Source organism: Vibrio comitans, from assembly GCA_024346835.1.
Classification (GTDB): Bacteria; Pseudomonadota; Gammaproteobacteria; order Enterobacterales; family Vibrionaceae; genus Vibrio; species Vibrio comitans.
On sequence record AP024867.1, the window covers coordinates 1,060,368 to 1,083,955 of the forward strand.

Sequence of the window (23,588 nt, forward strand, 5' to 3'; positions counted from 1 at the left end):
GAAGTTTGCTAATGAAATTGTCCAGCATAATTAGACTTACGTTTTGATTCTTTAAATCTCAACTCAGTCAGAGTGGATTCAATCTGTTTATTGGTTGTAAATACACTGGTGAGTAACGTGATTACTTGATTAGGTGTTGGGAATTCTTCACGTCGACATATTCTTTCCATCGCGATTAGTTTCTCAGTTGAGTCATATTCCTCTATATGAATGAGTGCAGTTCTTAGCTGATAAAGATAATTAGCAAGGTCATCAAGTTCATCTGAACTATAAAGTATTCCTATTTTCTTATGAGCTTGGTTAAATTCATCATAATACTCTTGCAATATAATTCTGAGGCCGGTTCTTTCGTAACTGATCGATGAGAGTAATTTGTCAATATCAATCATTCTAGTAGCCTTTATTTTTTGAGTAGTTAACAGACTATAAGAAAGGACATAGTGATTGATTTTCAAGAATTTTTTTAAAAAAATACTTGGTTGTTTTGGATTTTCTCCTTTAATGCCGAACAGGAAACTCTTGAACTCTCATTAAACACGGAGGCTGAAATGGCTGAAGACAAGAACAATCCTTTGAATGATGCTGTTGAGAACATACAAACCGAAGATGCTCAGGTAGAAAAACAGAACCAACAAAACCAACAGAGCACAGTAGCAACGACTATAGCGACAGCAGGCGCTGAAGTTGAAGCTGCTGACAATGCAAACCAAGGTGCTTCGGGTAATTCTCAAAAGGGTCAGGAAGAGGACTCTGGCTCAGGAGCCGCGGCAGCAGCCAGTGAAGAGAGTGGTCAAGGTAGCGACAGTGGCGGACAAGCAGCACAGTCCAATGTTGTTGGTAGTGAAATGAGTGATGGTAAGTCGGGTGGGGGTGAAGAATCTGGCTCCTCCGCCCCTCAGTCTGTCGGAGGCTCTGTCGAAGATGGGGAATCAGGTCCTAATGAAGCTGCAAGCTCCGAGGGGCAAGAGCAGGCTTCAGCCCAAGCGAGTCAGGTAGCAAGTGGTGTTGGTGGTTCGCAAGCTCAGCCTGCAGCAGAGGATGATCAGTTTGACTCTGAAACTGTATCTGAAACTTTCCAAGTTGATGTCTTAGATGAATCTGAAGAAGCTGTCTCAGAAATTGACGATGACTTTGACTCTGAAACTGTGTCTGAAACCATAGAGATTCAAGTTACCAACGAAAATGACGCAGCGGAAATTGAAGATAAAGTCTACACCATGGAAGAGGATGGTACTTTAACCTTCACAGCTGAAGATCTGCTTGTAGGATCGACAGATGTGGATGGTGATGACCTCTCTGTTGAAAGCGTGCTTTATACTGGCGATCAAGGTGTCTTAACTGACAACGGAAACGGAACTTATTCCTTTGCTCCAAACGAAAACTTCCACGGCGAAGTTGATCTAAACTTCATCGTCAATGATGGTACTGAGTCTGTTGAAGCCAATATAGATATTACTGTTATTGAAGTGAACGATCCCCCTGTCGCGGGTTCAACTTCGTACCAGATGAATGAAGATGGCACCATCAACATCAGTCCTGAACAGCTTTTGGCGAACAGTTCGGATATTGATGGCACGGTATCACTGGATAGTGTTACTTACACCGGTACCGATGGTGTCTTGACCCAAAATAATGATGGTTCGGTGACATTTGCACCAAATGAAAACTTCAATGGTGATGTAACACTAGATATCGTTGTTATCGATGACGATGGTGCTACTGCAAGCACGACAGCTGGCATTGAGGTTATCGCGGTCAACGACCTGCCAGTTGCAGGGGATACTGCGTATACGATTAACGAAGATGAAGTGCTTACCTTTTCCGCTGAGCAATTGTTAGCAAAAGCGAGCGATATTGAGGGTGAGGTAGCAGTTGATAGCGTTAACTATACCGGCACTGATGGCATCTTGACTCAAAACGATGACGGAACATTTAGCTTTGCTCCGAATGAGAACTTCAACGGCGAGATAGCACTTGATGTGGTGGTAGTCGACGAAGAAGGGGCAACAGTAAACGCTACTGCAGATATTGACGTTCTACCTATCAACGATGCGCCAGTGGCCGGTCAAAACGCCTACACGGTCAACGAAGACGGCTCCATCACCATTAGCCAAGAGCAGCTACTTGCAGGCTCTTCTGATGTAGAAGGTGATGCCCTTACTGCTTTGAACTTGACCGTAGATGGCAACGCCGAAGTCACTCAGAACGAGGATGGCTCATTCACCATTACGCCAGATGCGGACTTCAACGGCGATATCGATATGCACTTTGATATCACCGATGGCAGTGACACTATCCAGGCAACGGCTGATTTAACCGTTAACCCAGTCAATGACCTGCCAACGGCAGAGGATGTCAGCTACACCATCAATGAAGATGGTACGTTGACCTTCACCGATGAGCAGCTTCTGGCCGGTGCGGATGACATCGATGGCGATACTTTATCCATCTCCGATGTCAGTTACACCGCTGCCGATGGTGTGTTCACCGACAACGGTGATGGCACGTACGAGTTTGCGCCAAACGCCAACTTTAACGGCGAAGTGTCATTGGGCTTCACCGTGGATGACGGTCAAGGCGGCAGTGTTGAGGCCAACATTGATGTGACGGTCGTGGATGTGAACGATCCACCGGTAGCAGGTTCGACTTCGTACCAAATGAACGAAGACGGCACCATCAACATCAGTGCGGAGCAGCTGCTTGCGAACAGTTCGGATGTGGACGGCACAGTATTGTTGGATAGCGTTTCGTACACCGGCACCGAAGGTATCCTGACTCAGAACCAAGACGGGTCAGTGACGTTTGCGCCAAACGAGAACTTCAATGGTGATGTCACACTGGATGTCGTGGTCATCGATGATGATGGCGCAACGGCGGGCACTACCGCGGGCATTGATGTCATTGCCGTGAACGATGCACCGGTAGCCGGTGAGAATGCTTACACGGTGAATGAAGATGGCTCCATTACCATCAGCCAAGAGCAGTTGCTTGCGGGCTCTTCGGATGTAGAAGGGGATGCGCTTACTGCTTCGAACCTGACTGTGGATGGCAACGCAGAAGTCACTCAGAACGAGGATGGTAGCTTTACCATTACCCCGGATGCGGACTTCAACGGCGATATCGATATGCACTTTGATATCACCGATGGCACAGACACCATCCAGGCAACGGCTGATTTAACCGTTAACCCAGTCAACGACCTGCCAACGGCAGAGGATGTGAACTACACCATCAATGAAGATGGTACGCTGACCTTCACCGATGAGCAGCTATTGGCCGGTGCGGACGACATTGATGGTGATATTTTATCTATCTCCGATGTCAGTTACACGGGTGCCGATGGTGTGTTCACCGACAACGGTGATGGCACGTATGAGTTTGCGCCAAACGCCAACTTCAATGGCGAAGTGTCATTGGACTTTACGGTGGATGATGGTCAAGGCGGCACTGTTGAGGCCAACATCGATGTGACGGTCGTGGATGTGAACGATCCACCGGTAGCAGGTTCGACTTCGTACCAAATGAACGAAGACGGCACCATTAACATCAGTGCGGAGCAGCTTCTAGCCAACAGTTCGGATGTGGACGGCACGGTATCGCTGGATAGCGTTTCGTACACCGGTACCGACGGTATTCTGACTCAGAACCAAGACGGGTCAGTGACCTTCGCGCCAAACGAGAACTTCAATGGCGATGTCACACTGGATGTCGTGGTTATCGATGATGATGGTGCCACGGCAAACACTACCGCGGGCATTGATGTCATTGCGGTGAACGATGCACCGGTAGCCGGTGAGAATGCGTACACGGTGAATGAAGATGGCTCTATTACCATCAGCCAAGAGCAGTTGTTGGCGGGTTCTTCTGATGTGGAAGGGGATGCGCTTACTGCTTCGAACCTGACGGTTGATGGTAATGCTGAGGTCACTCAGAACGAGGACGGCTCATTCACCATCACGCCGGAGGAAAACTTCAACGGCGATATCGACATGCACTTTGATATCACCGATGGCACAGACACCATCCAGGCAACGGCTGATTTAACCGTTAACCCGGTCAATGACCTGCCAACGGCAGAGGATGTCAGCTACACCGTCAATGAAGATGGCACGCTGACCTTCACCGATGAGCAGCTTCTTGCCGGTGCGGACGATATTGATGGCGATACGCTGTCAGTCAGTGACGTTTCTTATACCGGTGCAGACGGCGTCTTCACCGACAACGGTGACGGCACGTACGAGTTTGCGCCGAATGCCAACTTCAATGGCGAAGTGTCATTGGGCTTCACTGTGGATGACGGTCAAGGCGGCAGCGTCGAGGCCAACATTGATGTGATGGTCGTGGATGTGAACGATCCACCGGTGGCAGGTTCGACTTCGTACCAAATGAACGAAGATGGCACCATCAACATCAGTGCTGAGCAATTGCTGGCGAACAGTTCAGACGTAGACGGCACAGTATCGCTGGATAGCGTTTCGTACACTGGCACCGACGGTATTCTGACTCAGAACCAAGACGGGTCAGTGACCTTCGCGCCAAACGAGAACTTCAATGGTGATGTCACGCTGGATGTGGTGGTCATCGATGATGACGGGGCAACAGCAAGCACTACCGCGGGCATTGATGTCATCGCGGTGAATGATGCACCGGTAGCCGGTGAGAATGCGTACACGGTCAATGAAGATGGCTCTATTACCATCAGCCAAGAGCAGTTGCTTGCAGGCTCAAGCGATGTGGAAGGGGATGCGCTTACTGCTTCGAACCTGACGGTCGATGGCAACGCCGAAGTCACTCAGAACGAGGACGGCAGCTTTACCATTACCCCGGATGCGGACTTCAACGGCGATATCGATATGCACTTTGATATCACTGATGGCAACGACACCATCCAGGCAACGGCTGATTTAACCGTTAACCCAGTCAATGACCTGCCAACGGCAGAGGATGTCAGCTACACCATCAATGAAGATGGTACGCTGACCTTCACCGATGAGCAGCTATTGGCAGGCGCGGATGACATCGATGGCGATACGCTGTCAGTCAGTGACGTTTCATATACCGGTGCAGACGGCGTCTTCACCGACAACGGTGACGGCACGTACGAGTTTGCGCCAAACGCTAACTTCAATGGCGAAGTGTCATTGGGCTTCACCGTGGATGACGGCCAAGGCGGCAGTGTAGAGGCCAACATCGATGTGACGGTCGTGGATGTGAACGATCCACCGGTGGCCGGTTCGACTTCGTACCAAATGAACGAAGACGGCACCATTAACATCAGTGCTGAGCAATTGCTGGCGAATAGCTCGGATGTGGATGGCACGGTATCGCTGGATAGCGTCAGCTACACAGGCACCGACGGCATCTTGACTCAGAACCAAGATGGGTCATTGAAGTTCGCGCCAAACGAGAACTTCAATGGCGACGTAACCCTAGACGTTGTCGTGATAGATGATGATGGCGCGACGGCGAGCACGACTGCGGGCATTGATGTCATCGCGGTCAACGATGCACCAGTGGCCGGTGAGAATGCGTACACGGTTAACGAAGATGGCTCCATCACCATCAGCCAAGAGCAGCTACTTGCAGGCTCTTCTGATGTCGAGGGTGATGCCCTTACTGCTTCGAACCTGACTGTCGATGGCAACGCTGAGGTGACTCAGAATGAGGATGGCAGCTTTACCATTACGCCAGATGCGGACTTCAACGGCGATATCGATATGCACTTTGATATCACCGATGGCAGTGACACCATCCAGGCGACGGCTGATTTAACCGTTAATCCAGTCAACGACTTGCCAACGGCAGAGGATGTCAGCTACACCATCAATGAAGATGGTACGTTGACCTTCACCGATGAGCAGCTTCTTGCGGGTGCCGATGACATCGATGGCGACACGCTGTCAGTGTCAGATGTGAGTTACACTGGTGCGGATGGCGTGTTCACCGACAACGGTGATGGCACGTATGAGTTTGCGCCAAACGCCAACTTTAACGGCGAAGTGTCTCTAGACTTCACCGTGGATGACGGTCAAGGCGGCAGTGTTGAGGCCAACATTGATGTGACGGTCGTGGATGTGAACGATCCACCGGTAGCAGGTTCGACTTCGTACCAAATGAACGAAGACGGCACCATCAACATCAGTGCGGAGCAGCTTCTTGCGAATAGCTCGGATGTGGATGGCACGGTATCGCTGGATAGCGTTTCGTATACAGGCACCGACGGTATTCTAACTCAGAACCAAGACGGGTCAGTCACCTTCGCGCCAAACGAGAACTTCAATGGCGACGTAACTCTAGACGTTGTCGTGATAGATGATGATGGCGCCATGGCGAGCACGACTGCGGGCATTGATGTCATTGCAGTGAACGATGCGCCAGTCTCCGGCGAGAATGCCTACACGGTCAATGAAGATGGCTCCATTACCATCAGCCAAGAGCAGTTGCTAGCAGGCTCAAGTGATGTAGAAGGAGACGCGCTGACGGCAAGTAACCTAACAGTCGATGGCAACGCCGAAGTCACTCAGAACGAAGATGGTTCATTCACTATCACGCCAGATGCGGACTTCAACGGCGATATCGATATGCACTTTGATATCACCGATGGCAGCGACACCGTCCAGGCGACCGCTGACCTGACAGTCAATCCAATCAACGACCTGCCAACGGCAGAGGATGTCAGCTACACCGTCAATGAAGATGGTACACTGACCTTTACCGATGAGCAGCTTCTTGCCGGTGCCGATGACATCGATGGCGACACGCTGTCAGTGTCTGATGTGAGTTACACGGGAGCAGACGGCGTCTTCACCGACAACGGTGATGGCACCTATGAGTTTGCGCCAAACGCCAACTTCAATGGCGAAGTGTCATTAGGCTTCATTGTGGATGACGGTCAAGGCGGTAGCGTTGAGGCCAACATCGATGTGACGGTCGTGGATGTCAACGATCCACCGGTAGCAGGTTCGACTTCATACCAAATGAACGAAGACGGCACCATCAACATCAGTGCGGAGCAATTGCTGGCGAATAGCTCGGATGTGGATGGCACGGTATCGCTGGATAGCGTTTCATACACAGGCACCGACGGTATCTTGACTCAGAACCAAGACGGGTCAGTGACGTTTGCGCCAAACGAGAACTTCAATGGCGATGTCACACTGAATGTTGTGGTCATCGATGATGATGGCGCAACGGCGAGCACGACTGCGGGCATTGATGTCATTGCGGTGAACGATGCGCCAGTGGCCGGTCAAAACGCCTACACAGTGAATGAAGACGGCTCCATCACCATCAGCCAAGAGCAGTTGCTTGCGGGCTCTTCGGATGTAGAAGGAGACGCGCTGACGGCAAGTAACCTAACAGTCGATGGCAACGCCGAAGTCACTCAGAACGAAGATGGTTCATTCACTATCACGCCAGATGCGGACTTCAACGGCGATATCGATATGCACTTTGATATCACCGATGGCAGCGACACCGTCCAGGCGACGGCTGATTTAACCGTTAATCCAGTGAACGATTTGCCAACGGCAGAGGATGTCAGCTACACCATCAATGAAGATGGTACGTTGACCTTCACTGACGAGCAGCTATTGGTGGGTGCGGATGACATCGATGGTGATGCGCTCTCCATTTCAGGTGTGAGTTACACCGGTGCCGATGGCGTGTTCACCGACAACGGTGATGGCACCTACGAGTTCGCGCCGAACGCCAACTTTAACGGCGAAGTGTCTCTAGACTTCACCGTGGATGACGGTCAAGGCGGCAGTGTTGAGGCCAACATTGATGTGACGGTCGTGGATGTGAACGATCCACCGGTGGCAGGTACGACTTCGTACCAAATGAACGAAGACGGCACCATTAACATCAGTGCTGAGCAACTGCTTGCCAACAGCTCGGATGTGGATGGCACGGTATCGCTGGATAGCGTTTCGTACACCGGCACCGACGGTATCTTGACTCAAAACCAAGACGGGTCAGTGACCTTCGCGCCAAACGAGAACTTCAATGGCGATGTGACTCTAGACGTTATCGTGATAGATGATGATGGCGCAACCGCCGGTACAACAGCTGGTATCGAGGTTATTGCGGTAAATGATCCACCCGTGGCAGGGGATACTGCATACACTATCAATGAAGATGAAGTTCTGATCTTTAGTATGCAACAGCTGGTTTCTCAATCTAGCGATGCTGAGGGTACGGTGTTACTGGATAGTGTCAGTTACTCAGGTACCGATGGTATCTTGATGGATAATGGAGACGGTACCTTTAGCTTCGCACCAAATGAAAACTTCAACGGTGAGGTGTCTCTTGATGTCGTGGTTGTTGATGCAGAGGGAGCGAAAGATTCCGCAACCGCAAGTATTGACGTTCTACCGATTAATGATCCTCCAGTAGCAGGCTCTACCTCCTACACTATGGCGCAGGATGGAAGTATCACCATTAGTTCGGAGCAGTTACTAGCGAACAGCTCGGATATCGAAGGTGATGTTTACATAGACTCAGTCTCTTACGGTGGCAGCTTTGGTAACCTGACCGATAATGGAGACGGTACTTATACCTTCGAACCCCCTCAGGACTTTGCAGGCAACTTATCCCTTGATGTAACCGTTGTGGATGAAGATGGTGCGACCGCTCAGACCACTGCTGACATTGATGTGCTTGGTGCGCATCCACCGATAGATGAGAATGAAGCTCCAGAAGCAGACGTTGTTGATTACACAATGGAAGAGGATGGAAGCCTAACCTTCACCGAAGCGGACTTGTTAGCACATGTCAGTGACCCTGACGGTGATGAACTGTCGATAATGGTAGATAACTACTACGGCAACGATGGTGTATTCTCTCACAATAGTGATGGAACCTTTACTTTCTCTCCAAACGAAAACTTTAGTGGTAACTTGAGCATCAACTATGCCGTCGATGATGGCGAATTTATCTCTGAATCACAAATCAACATTGTGGTAACTGAGGTGAATGATCCGCCAGTAGCTGGTTCTACCTCTTATACGGTTCAAGAAGATAATTCCATTACCATCAGTAACGAGCAACTGCTTGCTAATGCGTCCGATATCGAGGGTGAAGTAGCGGTAGATGACGTCTCGTACTCAGGTACAGACGGTGTGTTGGTTGACAATGGTGACGGCACTTACACATTCTCACCAAACGAAAACTTCAGTGGCAACGTAAATCTAGACGTTACTGTTGTGGATGAAGATGATGCGACTGTACAAACCACCGCAAATATTGACGTAATCGAGGTAAATGATCCACCCGTTGCCGGAGACACAGCTTATACCGTCAATGAAGATGAAGTATTAGTCTTCACTGCAGAGCAACTCTTAGCGCAGGCGTCGGATATTGAAGGTGAGGTCGCGGTAGACAGCGTCGGTTATACAGGTACAGACGGTATTCTTACCGACAACGGTGATGGCACCTATAGTTTCGCACCAAACCAGAACTTTAATGGTGAGGTATCTCTTGATGTGGTGGTGGTCGATGAAGGTGGTGCGACTGCGCAAGCCAATGCCAACATTGATGTATTGCCAATTAATGATGCACCTGTTGCCGGTGATAATGCTTACACAGTTAATGAAGATGGCTCCATTACTATCAGCCAAGAGCAACTTCTTGCTGGCTCTAGTGATGTAGAAGGAGATGCACTTACTGCTTCAAATCTTACTGTTGATGGCAACGCTGAAGTCACCGCCAATGAAGATGGCAGCTTCACCATTGCGCCAGATGCGGATTGGAACGGTGATATTGATATGCACTTCGATATCACTGATGGCACCGACACCATTCAAGCAACGGCTGATCTGACAGTAAACCCAGTTAACGATCTACCGACAGCTGATGATAAGCAATTTACCATTCAAGAAGATGGTACTCTGATCTTTACTGATGCAGACCTTCTTCAAGGTGCTGCGGATATCGATGGAGATAACCTGACTATCGATAGCGTTAGTTACCAGGGAACCGACGGCATCCTCACTTATGCAGGTGATGGCACCTATGTCTTTGCGCCAAATGAGAACTTTAACGGGAATGTAGATCTGTCATTCGAGGTTAACGATGGCACCGAATCTGTTACAGCAAATATTGATATTCAGGTAACGCCTGTTGATGATGCGCCAACTGTTGACGGAAGTCTCGCATACACCATAGATGAAGATGGCCAAATAACCCTTAGTCAAGAGCAGTTGCTGACTCATGCAAATGATATTGATGGCGATGCCTTAATTGCTCAAAACCTGTCGGTAGATGGTAATGCAACGGTAACGACCAATGATGATGGTTCATTTACTATCACGCCGGACGCAGATTGGAATGGTGATATTGACATCAGTTTTGATGTCAGTGATGGCGACAATGTGGTTCAGGGCAGCGCAGACTTAACGGTTAATCCTGTGAACGACCAACCGGATGCGGGCGAAGAACTGTTCATTCAGGCAGAGGAAGATCAGACCGTTGGTGTAACGCTACGTGAAGAGCCTGCGATCCGTCTGGATCAAGCGCCGGAACACGGCATTATTGAGGCTAATCTCAATGATGAGTGGGTTGAACTAGAAGTTGGAGTAGAGATCCCAGCAGACACCGAGGTTCGATTTGTTCCAAATGACGATGTTTCAGACAGCACTCATACTACTCAAATTGGCACTTTTGACGACAACGCTAGCGTTGATGATTGGGGCACTGAGGTTGACCCGTATACCCGAGAGTTCACTGATGGCGATCTAACGGTTACCGTTCAGAGTAACGATGATCCACTAGGAGCATGGAACGGTAATACTCATATTGGTCACGGCCTTGGGGATACAGACCGTCAAGGTTTGAGCGGTGATGAGAAACTGACGGTTACCGTTGAAGGTCAAGACATCAATGAAATCAACTTCCACCTTGATGGCGTGGGTGGCTGGTTTATGGAGGAATCTCGCCACTTTACAGAGGTTGAGATTAAGGCGTTTAACGCCGATGGGGAAGTGATTGACTCACTGACTTACCACAAAGAAGATCGCAGTAGCTTTGAAACTGACTACACGTTAACCGTAAGTGAGCCGGTTTCTTACTTTGAGTTAGGGACGATTCAGGGTAACGGTACCTACGTAGTGCAGAACATGACGGTATCGCAAACTTGTCCTGATGAGGCGGTATTTACTAGTTTAGGTGTAGATGGTACTGAGGTCACCGAATCGGTCTCTCTTAATATCCACGCGGATGAGACAGAGATTGACCTTACTGCCGAACTTCCGAATATTGAATTGAATATCGAAGGAGCGGCTCAGTTCGCATCCATTGTAATTACAGAAGAGCAACTTTTGGCTCAGGCATCGGATATCGATAGCGACAATCTAGATATTCAAAACCTAGAGCTTGTAGGTGAGAACTCAGAGCATGCCACTCTGATAGATAATGGCGATGGTACTTGGACTGTCACCCCGGATGCAAACTTCTATGGTGAGATTGAACTTGGCTACCAAGTAACCGATGGCGAGTTGACCGATGACAACATCATCAACATCAATTTCGAGTCAGTGAATGATGCTCCGATTGTATCTGGACCCATTGTTCTATCTACCGATGAAGATGTGGGCATATCATTCACCGCAGACGACCTCCTTGCCAATGCCAGTGATGTCGAGGGTGATGCCATTTCTATCTCAGAAATCAGTTACTCAGGTGAAAATGGTGAACTGATAGATAACGAAGATGGCACTTATACCTTTATGCCAAATGAAAACTTCAATGGAGAAGTGGACATTGATTATAAGGTGTTTGATGGTACCGATGAAGTTGATACCCATATAGACCTTACCGTTATCCCTGTGAACGATGTGCCTGTTCCGGGTGCGCCTTTGCATACCCAGATGATGGAAAACGGCACTATGGTCATTGAGGCCAAAGACCTATTAAGTGGTGCTAGTGATGTGGATGGCGATATTCTTCATATCGAGAACCTGCTTCTTGCCGATCAAAGTCATGGTACTTTAACTGATAACGGTGATAACACCTTTACCTTTGAGCCCGCTGAAGACTTCTATGGGGAAGTAAGTCTGACCTATGATATCAGTGATGGCATGGCCAGTGCGCCGAGTACTGCCCGTATTGATGTAGAAATGGTCAACGAAGGTCCAGAGGTGTCTGCTCCAGTAGAGGCTGTAGTGGATGAGGATGGCAACATCACTATCACCCAAGAAGACTTGCTAGCCAACGCATCGGATGTGGATGGTGACGCCTTGCAAGCGGTGAATCTGCAAGCCAATGATCCAAACGCGAGCATAATAGAAAATCCAGACGGCAGCTTTACTATTACTCCGAGTGAGAACTTCTTCGGAGAAGTAGAGTTTACCTATGACGTGACCGATGCTATCGAAACGGTGTCAACAGGACTGAACCTAACAGTGAATCCTGTGAACGACCTGCCTGATGTGCCGGACCTGACCTTTAATACCTATGATGGCGAGTCTCTTGTTATTACCCAGGAGCAACTGCTCGCTCAGGCAACGGACATTGAAGGTGATGATCTTACCGCGCTGAATGTGACCAGCCAGAATGACAACGTATCTGTGGTGGATAATGGCGATGGAACCTTCACCATCAACACCGACCAAGGCTACTTTGGCAGTGCTGACCTTACATTCGATGTCAGTGATGGCACGGATATCGTTACCGCCAATATCGACCTTCAGATTGAATTTGTTAACGATGCTCCAGAAGCAGAGGCGATCTCTGCAGAAGTGGCAGAGGACGGTTCTATATTGGTGACTCAGGCCATGTTGCTTGAGAATGCCTCTGATGTGGATGGTGACGCGCTATTCGCCTCAAACCTATCCACTAATGATCCGAACGCAACTGTTGTGGACAACGGAGATGGCACCTTTACTGTAACGCCATCGGCAGACTTTAATGGTCAGATCCAGTTTGACTATGAGGTGAGTGATGGTGAGCTCAGCACGACCACACAGCTGAGCCTAGATGTCACACCAGTGAATGACGCACCTGAAGCTGATGCCATATCTTTCGATATGCTCGAAGATGGCACACTTCTGATTACAGATGAGCAGCTTCTGGCTAATGCAACAGACATAGATGGTGATGAGCTATCGGTCTCTGACGTAAGCTACTCTGGCGATCAGGGAAGTCTCGTTGATAACGGCAATGGTACCTACTCATTTACGCCGAGTGAGCACTTCAGCGGTGATCTGCAGTTGAATTTCACTGTGTCAGATGGTGAAACTTCGGTTTCTCAAGCTATCGATGTGAATGTTGAAGCAGTAGCAGATGCGCCGAATCTTAATATTACCGATGGAGAAGGCACAGACGTTGGCGATAGCACTATCGTTACTGAGCCGGGCGGTACTGTTGAGTTGAACATAGGTGCTAGCCTTGTGGATCAGGACCTTTCAGAGACCTTGACTGTAGAGGTGAATGGTATTCCTGAAGGTACTGTGATTCGTTATGACAATGAAGAAGTGCTTGGCGATCAACAAAACGGTATCACTAGCTTCAACGACACCGATATCACCGTAACCTTTGAAGGTGAAACCGCAGAATTCCAAAATGCGGCGGGCTACTACAAGGTTGATGGCGATGGCAACATCACAGGTGTTGAGATTGTTTATGAAAACGCCTCGCAAGTTGGTGGGGGCGGTGACCTAATCCCTAGTGAAAGCTCCTTCACCTTCCCAATTGAAGAGGGAGAGAGCTTTAACCTCTTCTTGGTACCAAATGGGTTCCCGCATAACGACTTTGACGCTATGGAAAACGGTAGCTTTGAGTTCCGTGCAGCCGATGGCTCGCCAGCGACCATGGATACTGTCGACCCACAACTAGTGTTTGTAGATGAAAATGGCGATACCACTGTTATTGACGGTGCCTTTGGTGATGCAATCTTCCACGGTGGTTCCAGTGTTGATTTGAACCAAGACGGCATTGAGCATACACGTACTACAGTCAATGAAGATGGTGAAATCGTTTATGGATTTGAGGATCTCTATGGAGGCGGTGACGCTGACTATACAGACTTCAACTTTACTATTGATGTGGGTGAGGTAAATAGTCAGATATATAGCGGTGAAATAACCGTGGGAGAGAGCGGTTCTGTCGTGTTGCCAACAACGGCTATCTCGCAAACCATTGAGCTAGAGATTCCACAAGGATTGGTCGACTCATTTGATATTGAGGTGTCAGCAACAGCGACTGAACTATCCAATGATGATTCCGAAACAGTCAGCCAGACCATCACTATTGATATTGAACACGCTCCAGAGGCCGAAGCTGTTACAGCCAATGTGGATGAAGATGGTTCTATCATCATTACACAGGAACAACTGCTAGCTAACGCCAGCGACTTAGATGGTGATGCACTGACTGCTTCTAACCTAGCCACTGAAGACGGCAATATCACAGTCACAGATAATGGAGACGGCACCTTCACCCTAACGCCAGATGCGGACTTCAATGGTGACATTGAGTTTACGTTTGATGTTTCGGATGGAGACCAGTTGGTATCCACCAATCTTAACTTAACGATTAACCCTATTAATGATGATCCTACAGCGGATGATGTGAACTACACCATCAATGAAGATGGTACGCTGACCTTCACCGATGAGCAGCTTCTGGCGGGTGCGGATGACATCGATGGCGATACGCTCTCCATCTCAGATGTCAGTTACACGGGTGCCGATGGTGTGTTCACCGACAACGGTGATGGCACCTACGAGTTCGCGCCGAATGCCAACTTTAACGGCGAAGTGTCTCTAGACTTCACCGTGGATGACGGTCAAGGCGGCAGTGTTGAGGCCAACATTGATGTGACGGTCGTGGATGTGAACGATCCACCAGTGGCAGGTACGACTTCGTACCAAATGAACGAAGACGGCACCATTAACATCAGCGCGGAGCAGCTTCTTGCCAACAGTTCGGATGTGGATGGCACGGTATCGCTGGATAGCGTCAGCTACACAGGCACCGATGGTATCTTGACTCAGAACCAAGATGGGTCAGTGACCTTCGCGCCAAACGAGAACTTCAATGGCGATGTGACATTAGATGTTGTTGTTATCGATGATGATGGCGCGACGGCGAGCACGACTGCGGGCATTGATGTCATTGCGGTGAACGATGCACCAGTAGCGGGCGAGAATGCCTACACGGTGAATGAAGATGGCTCCATCACCATTAGCCAAGAGCAGCTGCTTGCAGGCTCAAGTGATGTAGAAGGGGATGCGCTCACGGCTTCGAATCTGACTGTAGACGGCAACGCTGAGGTGACTCAAAACGAGGACGGCAGCTTTACTATCACGCCAGATGCGGACTTCAACGGCGATATCGATATGCACTTTGATATCATCGATGGCAGTGACACCATCCAGGCAACGGCTGATTTAACCGTTAACCCTGTGAACGATTTGCCAACGGCTGAGGATGTGAACTACACCATCAATGAAGATGGTACGCTGACCTTCACCGATGAGCAGCTATTGGCCGGTGCGGACGACATTGATGGCGATACTTTATCTATCTCCGATGTCAGTTACACCGGTGCCGATGGTGTGTTCACCGACAACGGTGATGGCACCTATGAGTTCGCGCCAAACGCCAACTTCAATGGTGAAGTCTCGCTCGGGTTTACTGTGGATGACGGTCAAGGCGGCAGTGTTGAGGCAAACATCGATGTGACGGTCGTGGATGTGAACGATCCACCGGTAGCAGGTTCGACTTCGTACCAAATGAACGAAGACGGCACCATTAACATCAGTGCTGGGCAGCTTCTAGCGAACAGCTCGGATGTGGATGGCACGGTATCGCTGGATAGCGTCAGCTACACAGGCACCGACGGTATTTTGACTCAGAACCAAGATGGGTCGATCACTTTCGCGCCAAATGAGAACTTCAATGGCGATGTCACACTGGATGTGGTGGTCATCGATGATGACGGCGCTACAGCAACCACTACCGCAGGCATCGAAGTGATAGAGGTGAATGACCCACCGGTGGCGGGTCCGACGTCTTACACTATCGATGAAGATAGTGTGCTTACCTTTAGTGAGTCTCAGATTCTGGCAAGTGCTACCGATGTAGATGGTACGCCAGAGTTACTTGAGATTACCTATAGTGGTACAGATGGTATCTTTACTGTGAATGGCGATGGTACCTGTAGCTTTGCACCTAATCAGAACTTCAATGGAGACGTACAGCTAGACGTTACTATTACTGATGACGATGGTGCGAGTGTTGATACAGTTATCAATGTGGCAGTGCTACCAATCAATGATGCACCGGTAGCCGGCGAGAATGCCTACACGGTGAATGAAGATGGCTCCATCACCATCAGCCAAGAGCAGTTGCTTGCGGGCTCAAGTGACGTGGAGGGTGATGCCCTTACTGCTTCGAACCTGACGGTCGACGGCAACGCCGAAGTCACTCAGAACGAGGATGGCAGCTTTACCATCACGCCAGATGCGGACTTCAACGGCGATATCGATATGCACTTTGATATCACCGATGGCAGCGATACTGTCCAAGCAACGGCTGATTTAACCGTTAACCCAGTCAACGACCTGCCAACGGCAGAGGATGTGAACTACACCATCAATGAAGATGGTACGCTGACCCTCACCGATGAGCAGCTATTGGCCGGTGCGGACGACATTGATGGCGATACTTTATCTATCTCCGGTGTCAGTTACACCGGTGCCGATGGTGTGTTTACCGACAACGGTGATGGCACCTACGAGTTTGCACCAAACGCTAACTTCAATGGCGAAGTGTCATTGGGCTTCACCGTAGATGATGGTCAAGGTGGCACGGTGGATGCCAACATCGATGTGACGGTCGTGGATGTTAACGATCCACCGGTGGCAGGCTCTACTTCGTACCAAATGAACGAAGACGGCACCATTAACATCAGTGCGGAGCAGCTTCTAGCCAACAGTTCGGATGTGGATGGCACGGTATCGCTGGATAGCGTTTCGTACACAGGCACCGACGGTATTCTGACTCAGAACCAAGACGGGTCAGTGACGTTTGCGCCAAACGAGAACTTCAATGGCGACGTAACTCTAGACGTTGTCGTCATCGATGATGATGGGGCAACGGCGAGCACGACTGCGGGCATTGATGTCATCGCGGTGAACGATGCGCCAGTGACAGGCGAGAATGCCTACACGGTCAACGAAGATGGCTCTATTACTATCAGCCAAGAGCAGTTGCTGGCGGGCTCTTCGGATGTAGAAGGGGATGCGCTTACTGCTTCGAACCTGACTGTGGATGGCAACGCCGAAGTCACTCAGAACGAGGATGGCAGCTTTACTATCACTCCGGATGCCGACTTCAACGGCGATATCGATATGCACTTTGATATCACCGATGGCAGTGACACCATCCAGGCGACGGCTGATTTAACCGTTAACCCAGTCAACGACTTGCCAACGGCAGAGGATGTCAGCTACACCGTCAATGAAGATGGTACGTTGACCTTCACCAATGAGCAGCTTCTTGCGGGTGCGGATGATATTGATGGCGATACTTTATCTATCTCCGATGTCAGTTACACGGGTGCGGACGGTGTGTTCACCGACAACGGTGATGGTACGTATGAATTCGCGCCAAACGCCAACTTCAATGGCGAAGTGTCATTGGGCTTCACTGTGGATGATGGTCAAGGCGGCAGTGTTGAGGCCAACATTGATGTGACGGTCGTAGATGTCAACGATCCACCGGTGGCAGGTACGACTTCGTACCAAATGAACGAAGACGGCACCATCAACATCAGTGCTGAGCAACTTCTTGCGAACAGCTCTGATGTGGACGGCACGGTATCGTTAGATAGCGTTTCGTACACCGGCACCGACGGTATCTTGACACAGAACCAAGACGGGTCAGTGACCTTCGCGCCAAACGAGAACTTCAATGGCGATGTGACCCTCGATGTCGTGGTCATCGATGATGATGGCGCCACGGCGAGTACGACTGCGGGCATTGATGTCATCGCAATCAACGATGCACCAGTGGCAGGCGAGAATGCCTACACAGTGAATGAAGATGGCTCCATCACCATCAGCCAAGAGCAGCTGCTTGCAGGCTCAAGTGATGTAGAAGGGGATGCGCTCACTGCTTCGAACCTGACGGTCGACGGCAACGCAGAAGTCACTCAGAACGAGGATGGTAGCTTTACCATTACCCCGGATGCCGACTTCAACGGCGATATCGATATGCACTTTGATATCACCGATGGCAGTGACACGGTTCAGGCGACGGCTGACCTGACGGTCAACCCAATCAACGACTTGCCAACAGCAGAGGATGTGAACTACACCATCAATGAAGATGGTACGCTGACCTTCACCGATGAGCAGCTATTGGCCGGTGCGGACGACATTGATGGCGATACTTTATCTATCTCCGGTGTCAGTTACACCGGTGCCGATGGTGTGTTTACCGACAACGGTGATGGCACCTACGAGTTTGCACCAAACGCTAACTTCAATGGCGAAGTGTCATTGGGCTTCACCGTAGATGATGGTCAAGGTGGCACGGTGGATGCCAACATCGATGTGACGGTCGTGGATGTTAACGATCCACCGGTGGCAGGCTCTACTTCGTACCAAATGAACGAAGACGGCACCATTAACATCAGTGCGGAGCAGCTTCTAGCCAACAGTTCGGATGTGGATGGCACGGTATCGCTGGATAGCGTTTCGTACACAGGCACCGACGGTATTCTGACTCAGAACCAAGACGGGTCAGTGACGTTTGCGCCAAACGAGAACTTCAATGGCGACGTAACTCTAGACGTTGTCGTTATCGATGATGATGGGGCAACGGCGAGCACGACTGCGGGCATTGATGTCATCGCGGTGAACGATGCGCCAGTGACAGGCGAGAATGCCTACACGGTCAACGAAGATGGCTCTATTACTATCAGCCAAGAGCAGTTGCTGGCGGGCTCTTCGGATGTAGAAGGGGATGCGCTTACTGCTTCGAACCTGACTGTGGATGGCAACGCCGAAGTCACTCAGAACGAGGATGGCAGCTTTACTATCACTCCGGATGCCGACTTCAACGGCGATATCGATATGCACTTTGATATCACCGATGGCAGTGACACCATCCAGGCAACGGCTGACCTAACGGTTAACCCAGTGAACGACTTGCCAACGGCAGAGGACGTCAGCTACACCATCAATGAAGATGGTACGCTGACCTTCACCGATGAGCAGCTTCTTGCGGGTGCGGACGATATTGATGGTGATACTTTATCTATCTCCGATGTCAGTTACACCGGTGCGGATGGGGTATTCACCGACAACGGTGATGGCACCTACGAGTTCGCGCCGAACGCCAACTTTAACGGCGAAGTGTCATTGGGCTTCACGGTGGATGATGGTCAAGGTGGCACGGTGGATGCCAACATCGATGTGAACGTCGTGGATGTTAACGATCCACCGGTGGCAGGCTCTACTTCGTACCAAATGAACGAAGATGGCACCATTAACATCAGTGCGGAGCAGCTTCTTGCCAACAGCTCAGATGTGGATGGCACGGTATCGCTAGATAGCGTTTCGTACACCGGTACCGACGGTATTCTGACTCAGAACCAAGATGGGTCAGTCACCTTTGCGCCAAACGAGAACTTTAATGGCGATGTGACTCTAGACGTTGTCGTGATAGATGATGATGGCGCAACGGCGAGCACAACTGCGGGCATTGATGTCATTGCGGTGAACGATGCACCGGTGGCCGGTGAGAATGCGTACACGGTGAATGAAGATGGTTCTATTACCATCAGCCAAGAGCAGTTGCTTGCAGGCTCAAGCGATGTGGAAGGGGATGCGCTCACGGCGAGTAACCTGACGGTCGACGGCAACGCCGATGTTACTCAGAACGAGGATGGCAGCTTTACTATCACTCCGGATGCCAACTTCAACGGCGATATCGATATGCACTTTGATATCACCGATGGCAGCGATACAGTTCAGGCCACTGCAGACCTAACCGTTAACCCAGTCAATGACCTGCCTGTTCCAGATGAGGTTGTACTTGGTGGCTTTGAAGATACAGTAATGAGAATTACTGACGAGCAACTGCTGGCTAATGCTCAGGACATCGATGGTGATGAACTTTCTGTTCAGAACGTGAGTTACGATGGTAATGATGGCACCCTAAGCCAAGCTGGAGCGATAAGCTTTGGCTCGGATCAAAATGCTCAGATCGAACTCAATGATGATCTTGAGTCATTCGATGCGTTTACCATTGAGTTCAACTACACCTCTACTGGCGAGCATAGTGGTTCAGTCGAAAGCATTTTTGGCGGTCCAATTAGCTCCGAGTCCAGTAATGGCTTAAACATCTATGTCAGGAATGATGATGGCGGTTTAGGTATTGATCTCAATTCTGGGGATAACACCATCTTCGAATCGCTAGATCTTAATGATGGTGAACAGCATAACATCGTGATTAGCTGGGATAGTGAAGATGGCGTATTAAAAGTGTTCGACAATGGAGAGGTTGTAGGTACAGATACTGTCTTAACTAGCACCATGATTCCTGATGGAACTCAAGCCATTATTGGTCAGGCTCAAGAACCGTTTGATGATGACTCGGCAGCATCAAACATTGAGCTAGGTGGATTTACCATGTCTTATGAGCGCGTTGACGATGCGGACATTGAGGCTGGCAAATCTATAGCTGAGGTTTCAGATGATCTAGCCTTTGACATTCAAGTTGTCGATGGTGAAATTGTCGACTTGGTTAGTGATACCACACCGAATGTCACTGGTGATGTGAGTGCATCTAATTTCTATGAGTTCCACCCGAACGAAAACTTCAATGGTGAAGTGGAGCTAGCCTATCAGGTGTTTGATGGTACCGATGCAGTCGATACTACCGCACTGCTAGACTTGGCCCCAGTTAACGATGCGCCAGAGTCAGATGCTGTTAGCATCAGTGGCGATGAAGATACTGACATCTTGATCACCCAAGAGATGCTTCTTGCCAATGCGACGGACGTTGACCATAACCTAGATGAACTAACCGCGAACAACTTAATTATCGATCCTCAATTCGGCTCATTGACCGACAATGAAGACGGTACGTGGACATTGTCGCCAACGGAGAACTTCAACGGCAATGTACCGATGACGTTTGATGTGTCGGATGGTGAGGCAACGACTTCTGTAGATGGAAGCATAGATGTAGCTGCCATCAATGACTTGCCAGATGCGCCAACGGTGCAGCTACAAGGCGAAGAAGATCAGGTCCTAACTATAGACCCGCAATACATATTGGATCAGGTTACCGATGTGGATGGTGATGATATTAGCTTGGAGAATATCTCGGTTAAGAATCCACCAAATGCAACCTTGACCTTGCAACCAGACGGTATGTACCACTTGGTTACGGCACAAGACTTCAACGGAGTCGTAGCGCTTGATTACTTAGTATCAGATGGTGAAGCGGAGGTCGAAGGTTCTATTAATGTTGATGTTATTCCAGTTAACGATGCGCCGTTTAATCAAGGTAACGCACTACTGACAACGAGCGAGGATGGCGCCTTTACCTTTGACGCTAGCGATATGCTGGATCTGTTTGGTGACATTGATACCGAGCAATTGGTCGTATCACGCATTATCACCGCTGATGGTGAAGATGGAGGTGAGATCCAAGAGAACGGCGATGGTACTTGGACATTTACACCAAATGAAGACTTTGCCGGTATCTCAGACCTGCAAGTGATTGTGAGTGACGGTGAGTTTGAAACCTTACTTGATGTGCCTGTGTTTGTTCGCCCTATAGCCGATGGCGCTGTGATTACGACAGACCATGAAGGCCCACTGGTGTTCTCTGAAGACTCAACAGGTCATCTTGGCTTGAACGTTGGTCTGATCGATGATTCCGAATCATTGAGTAATTTGGTTATGACAGGTTTCCCTGTGGGCTTTGTTGTGACTGATGGTGAACACACCATAGAGATCACCAGAGAGGGGCAGTATGTAGATATCACGGAATGGGATATCTCAGATCTGCAAATGACGCCTCCACAAGACTTTGCTGGCTCTTTCTTCGTTACCATATCAGCTACAACAGTAGATTATGGAGACGAGGCGGAAGAGCTAGATGATGGCATCATTGCTGGTGACTTCGACCTTGTTCAAGGTGACTCGATTATCCTTACAGCTGAAGATTTGATGGGTATCGCGCAGAACATCTCGCCAGAAGATGGAGATGAGGTGCAGATGGTTCACCTGGTTGACCGCAGTCAGGGTGAGATGGTAGACAATGGTGATGGAACTTGGACCTTCACACCAGCCGATGGCTTTACCGGTGAGGTTGATTTTGCTTACGTTATTGAGCGAGACGGTATCTTGCATGATGAGCAAAGTGCATTCGTAGTTCATGATGAAGCGCCAGTTGCAAATCAGGCTCCTGAGGTTGAGTCAGTCGTCACCACTGAAGTGGAAACAGGAAATAGCTTACACTTTACCGACCAAGATATGCTGTCAAATATCTCGGATGCGGAAGGTGACGCTCTGTCTATCGAGTCTATTAGCTTGATGGAGGGGGATGGCTTGCTTGAAACCTTGCCAAACGGTGAGCACCAGTTTACGCCGGCTGTAGGTTATACAGGTGATGTCCAAGTTGGCTTCATTGCAACTGATGGTGAGAACCGCATTGAAAGCTCGTTCCATGTCAATTTAGTAGAGTCTGACGATGGGGCACCGTCAAGTTCTGAGCAGTTTGTGTTATCGGACGATGGCGACCTTGTTCTGACTGAAGATACTCTGCTTTCTGAGCTGGGCCTTTCTGACGGTGAGGTGACGGATGTTGACGCTAGTGATGAGAGCGGCGTTATCATGGAATCCGGTGAGGGTGAGTGGACCTTCTGGGCTGCACCTGAGTTTGATGGTGATCTGGAGCTTCAAGTCACTACGCAGTCGGGTGATGATTATACTCAACATGACTTGAATCTTGCCGTTGAAACAGCCGTCGATACGAGTGAGCCAGAGCTGGAAGCTGATATCTCAAATGAAGAGCAAGTTGCTACTGCTCAAGAACAGACAGAGGTGGAGGTTGAGAGCGAAGCCGATGAAGTAGACATCACAGCAGCTCCGGGTGACAGCATCAATGTTTCCATTCCTAATGAGGTATCTCAAGCGGATGGTGTTGAACATGTTGAGCTTTCGGGCTTGCCAGATGGTGCGTCAGTTCAGGGTGCTATCGATAATGGCGATGGCTCTTACACCGTCAGTGGTAACTTAGAGCAATCGGTAGAGGTTACGCTAGATGAGTCGTTCTCTGGTGAGTTCTCAATGGACTTCCAAGGCTTTGATGACCTCGATAATGCATTGCCAGATGCTTCGGCCTCTTTGAGTGTTGAAGTTGATGATCAGTATGCAATGCAAGCGAGTGATAAGAGTGGGTCAGATCCTGTTGATCCTCAGAGTGATGGCGGTGCTACGGATTGGACATCAGTAGATGGTAGCGTTTCTGAGATTGACTTTACTGACGATAGTTCAAGTCATGATACTGGTAATGGTGGAAATGATAATCAATTCAATGATTTAGATAATAACCTTTAGAAG

2 protein-coding genes are annotated in these 23,588 nt (G+C 49.5%); one reads left to right on the top strand and one right to left on the bottom strand.

What is annotated here, in order from left to right; genetic code table 11:
* Nucleotides 1–8: 8 nt before the first annotated feature.
* A complete protein-coding gene (locus tag OCU46_RS18355) occupies nucleotides 9–389 on the bottom strand; it encodes a hypothetical protein (protein WP_141272310.1) in 381 nt (126 codons plus the stop codon).
* A gap of 159 nt (nucleotides 390–548) precedes the next feature.
* Here OCU46_RS18355 and OCU46_RS18360 point away from each other — a divergent pair, with 159 nt between their 5' ends.
* Nucleotides 549–23,585 carry a tandem-95 repeat protein gene (locus tag OCU46_RS18360; RefSeq protein WP_337972460.1) on the top strand — a complete coding sequence of 7,679 codons (23,037 nt, stop codon included), beginning with the start codon at nucleotides 549–551 and terminating at the stop codon, nucleotides 23,583–23,585.
* Nucleotides 23,586–23,588: the final 3 nt, after the last annotated feature.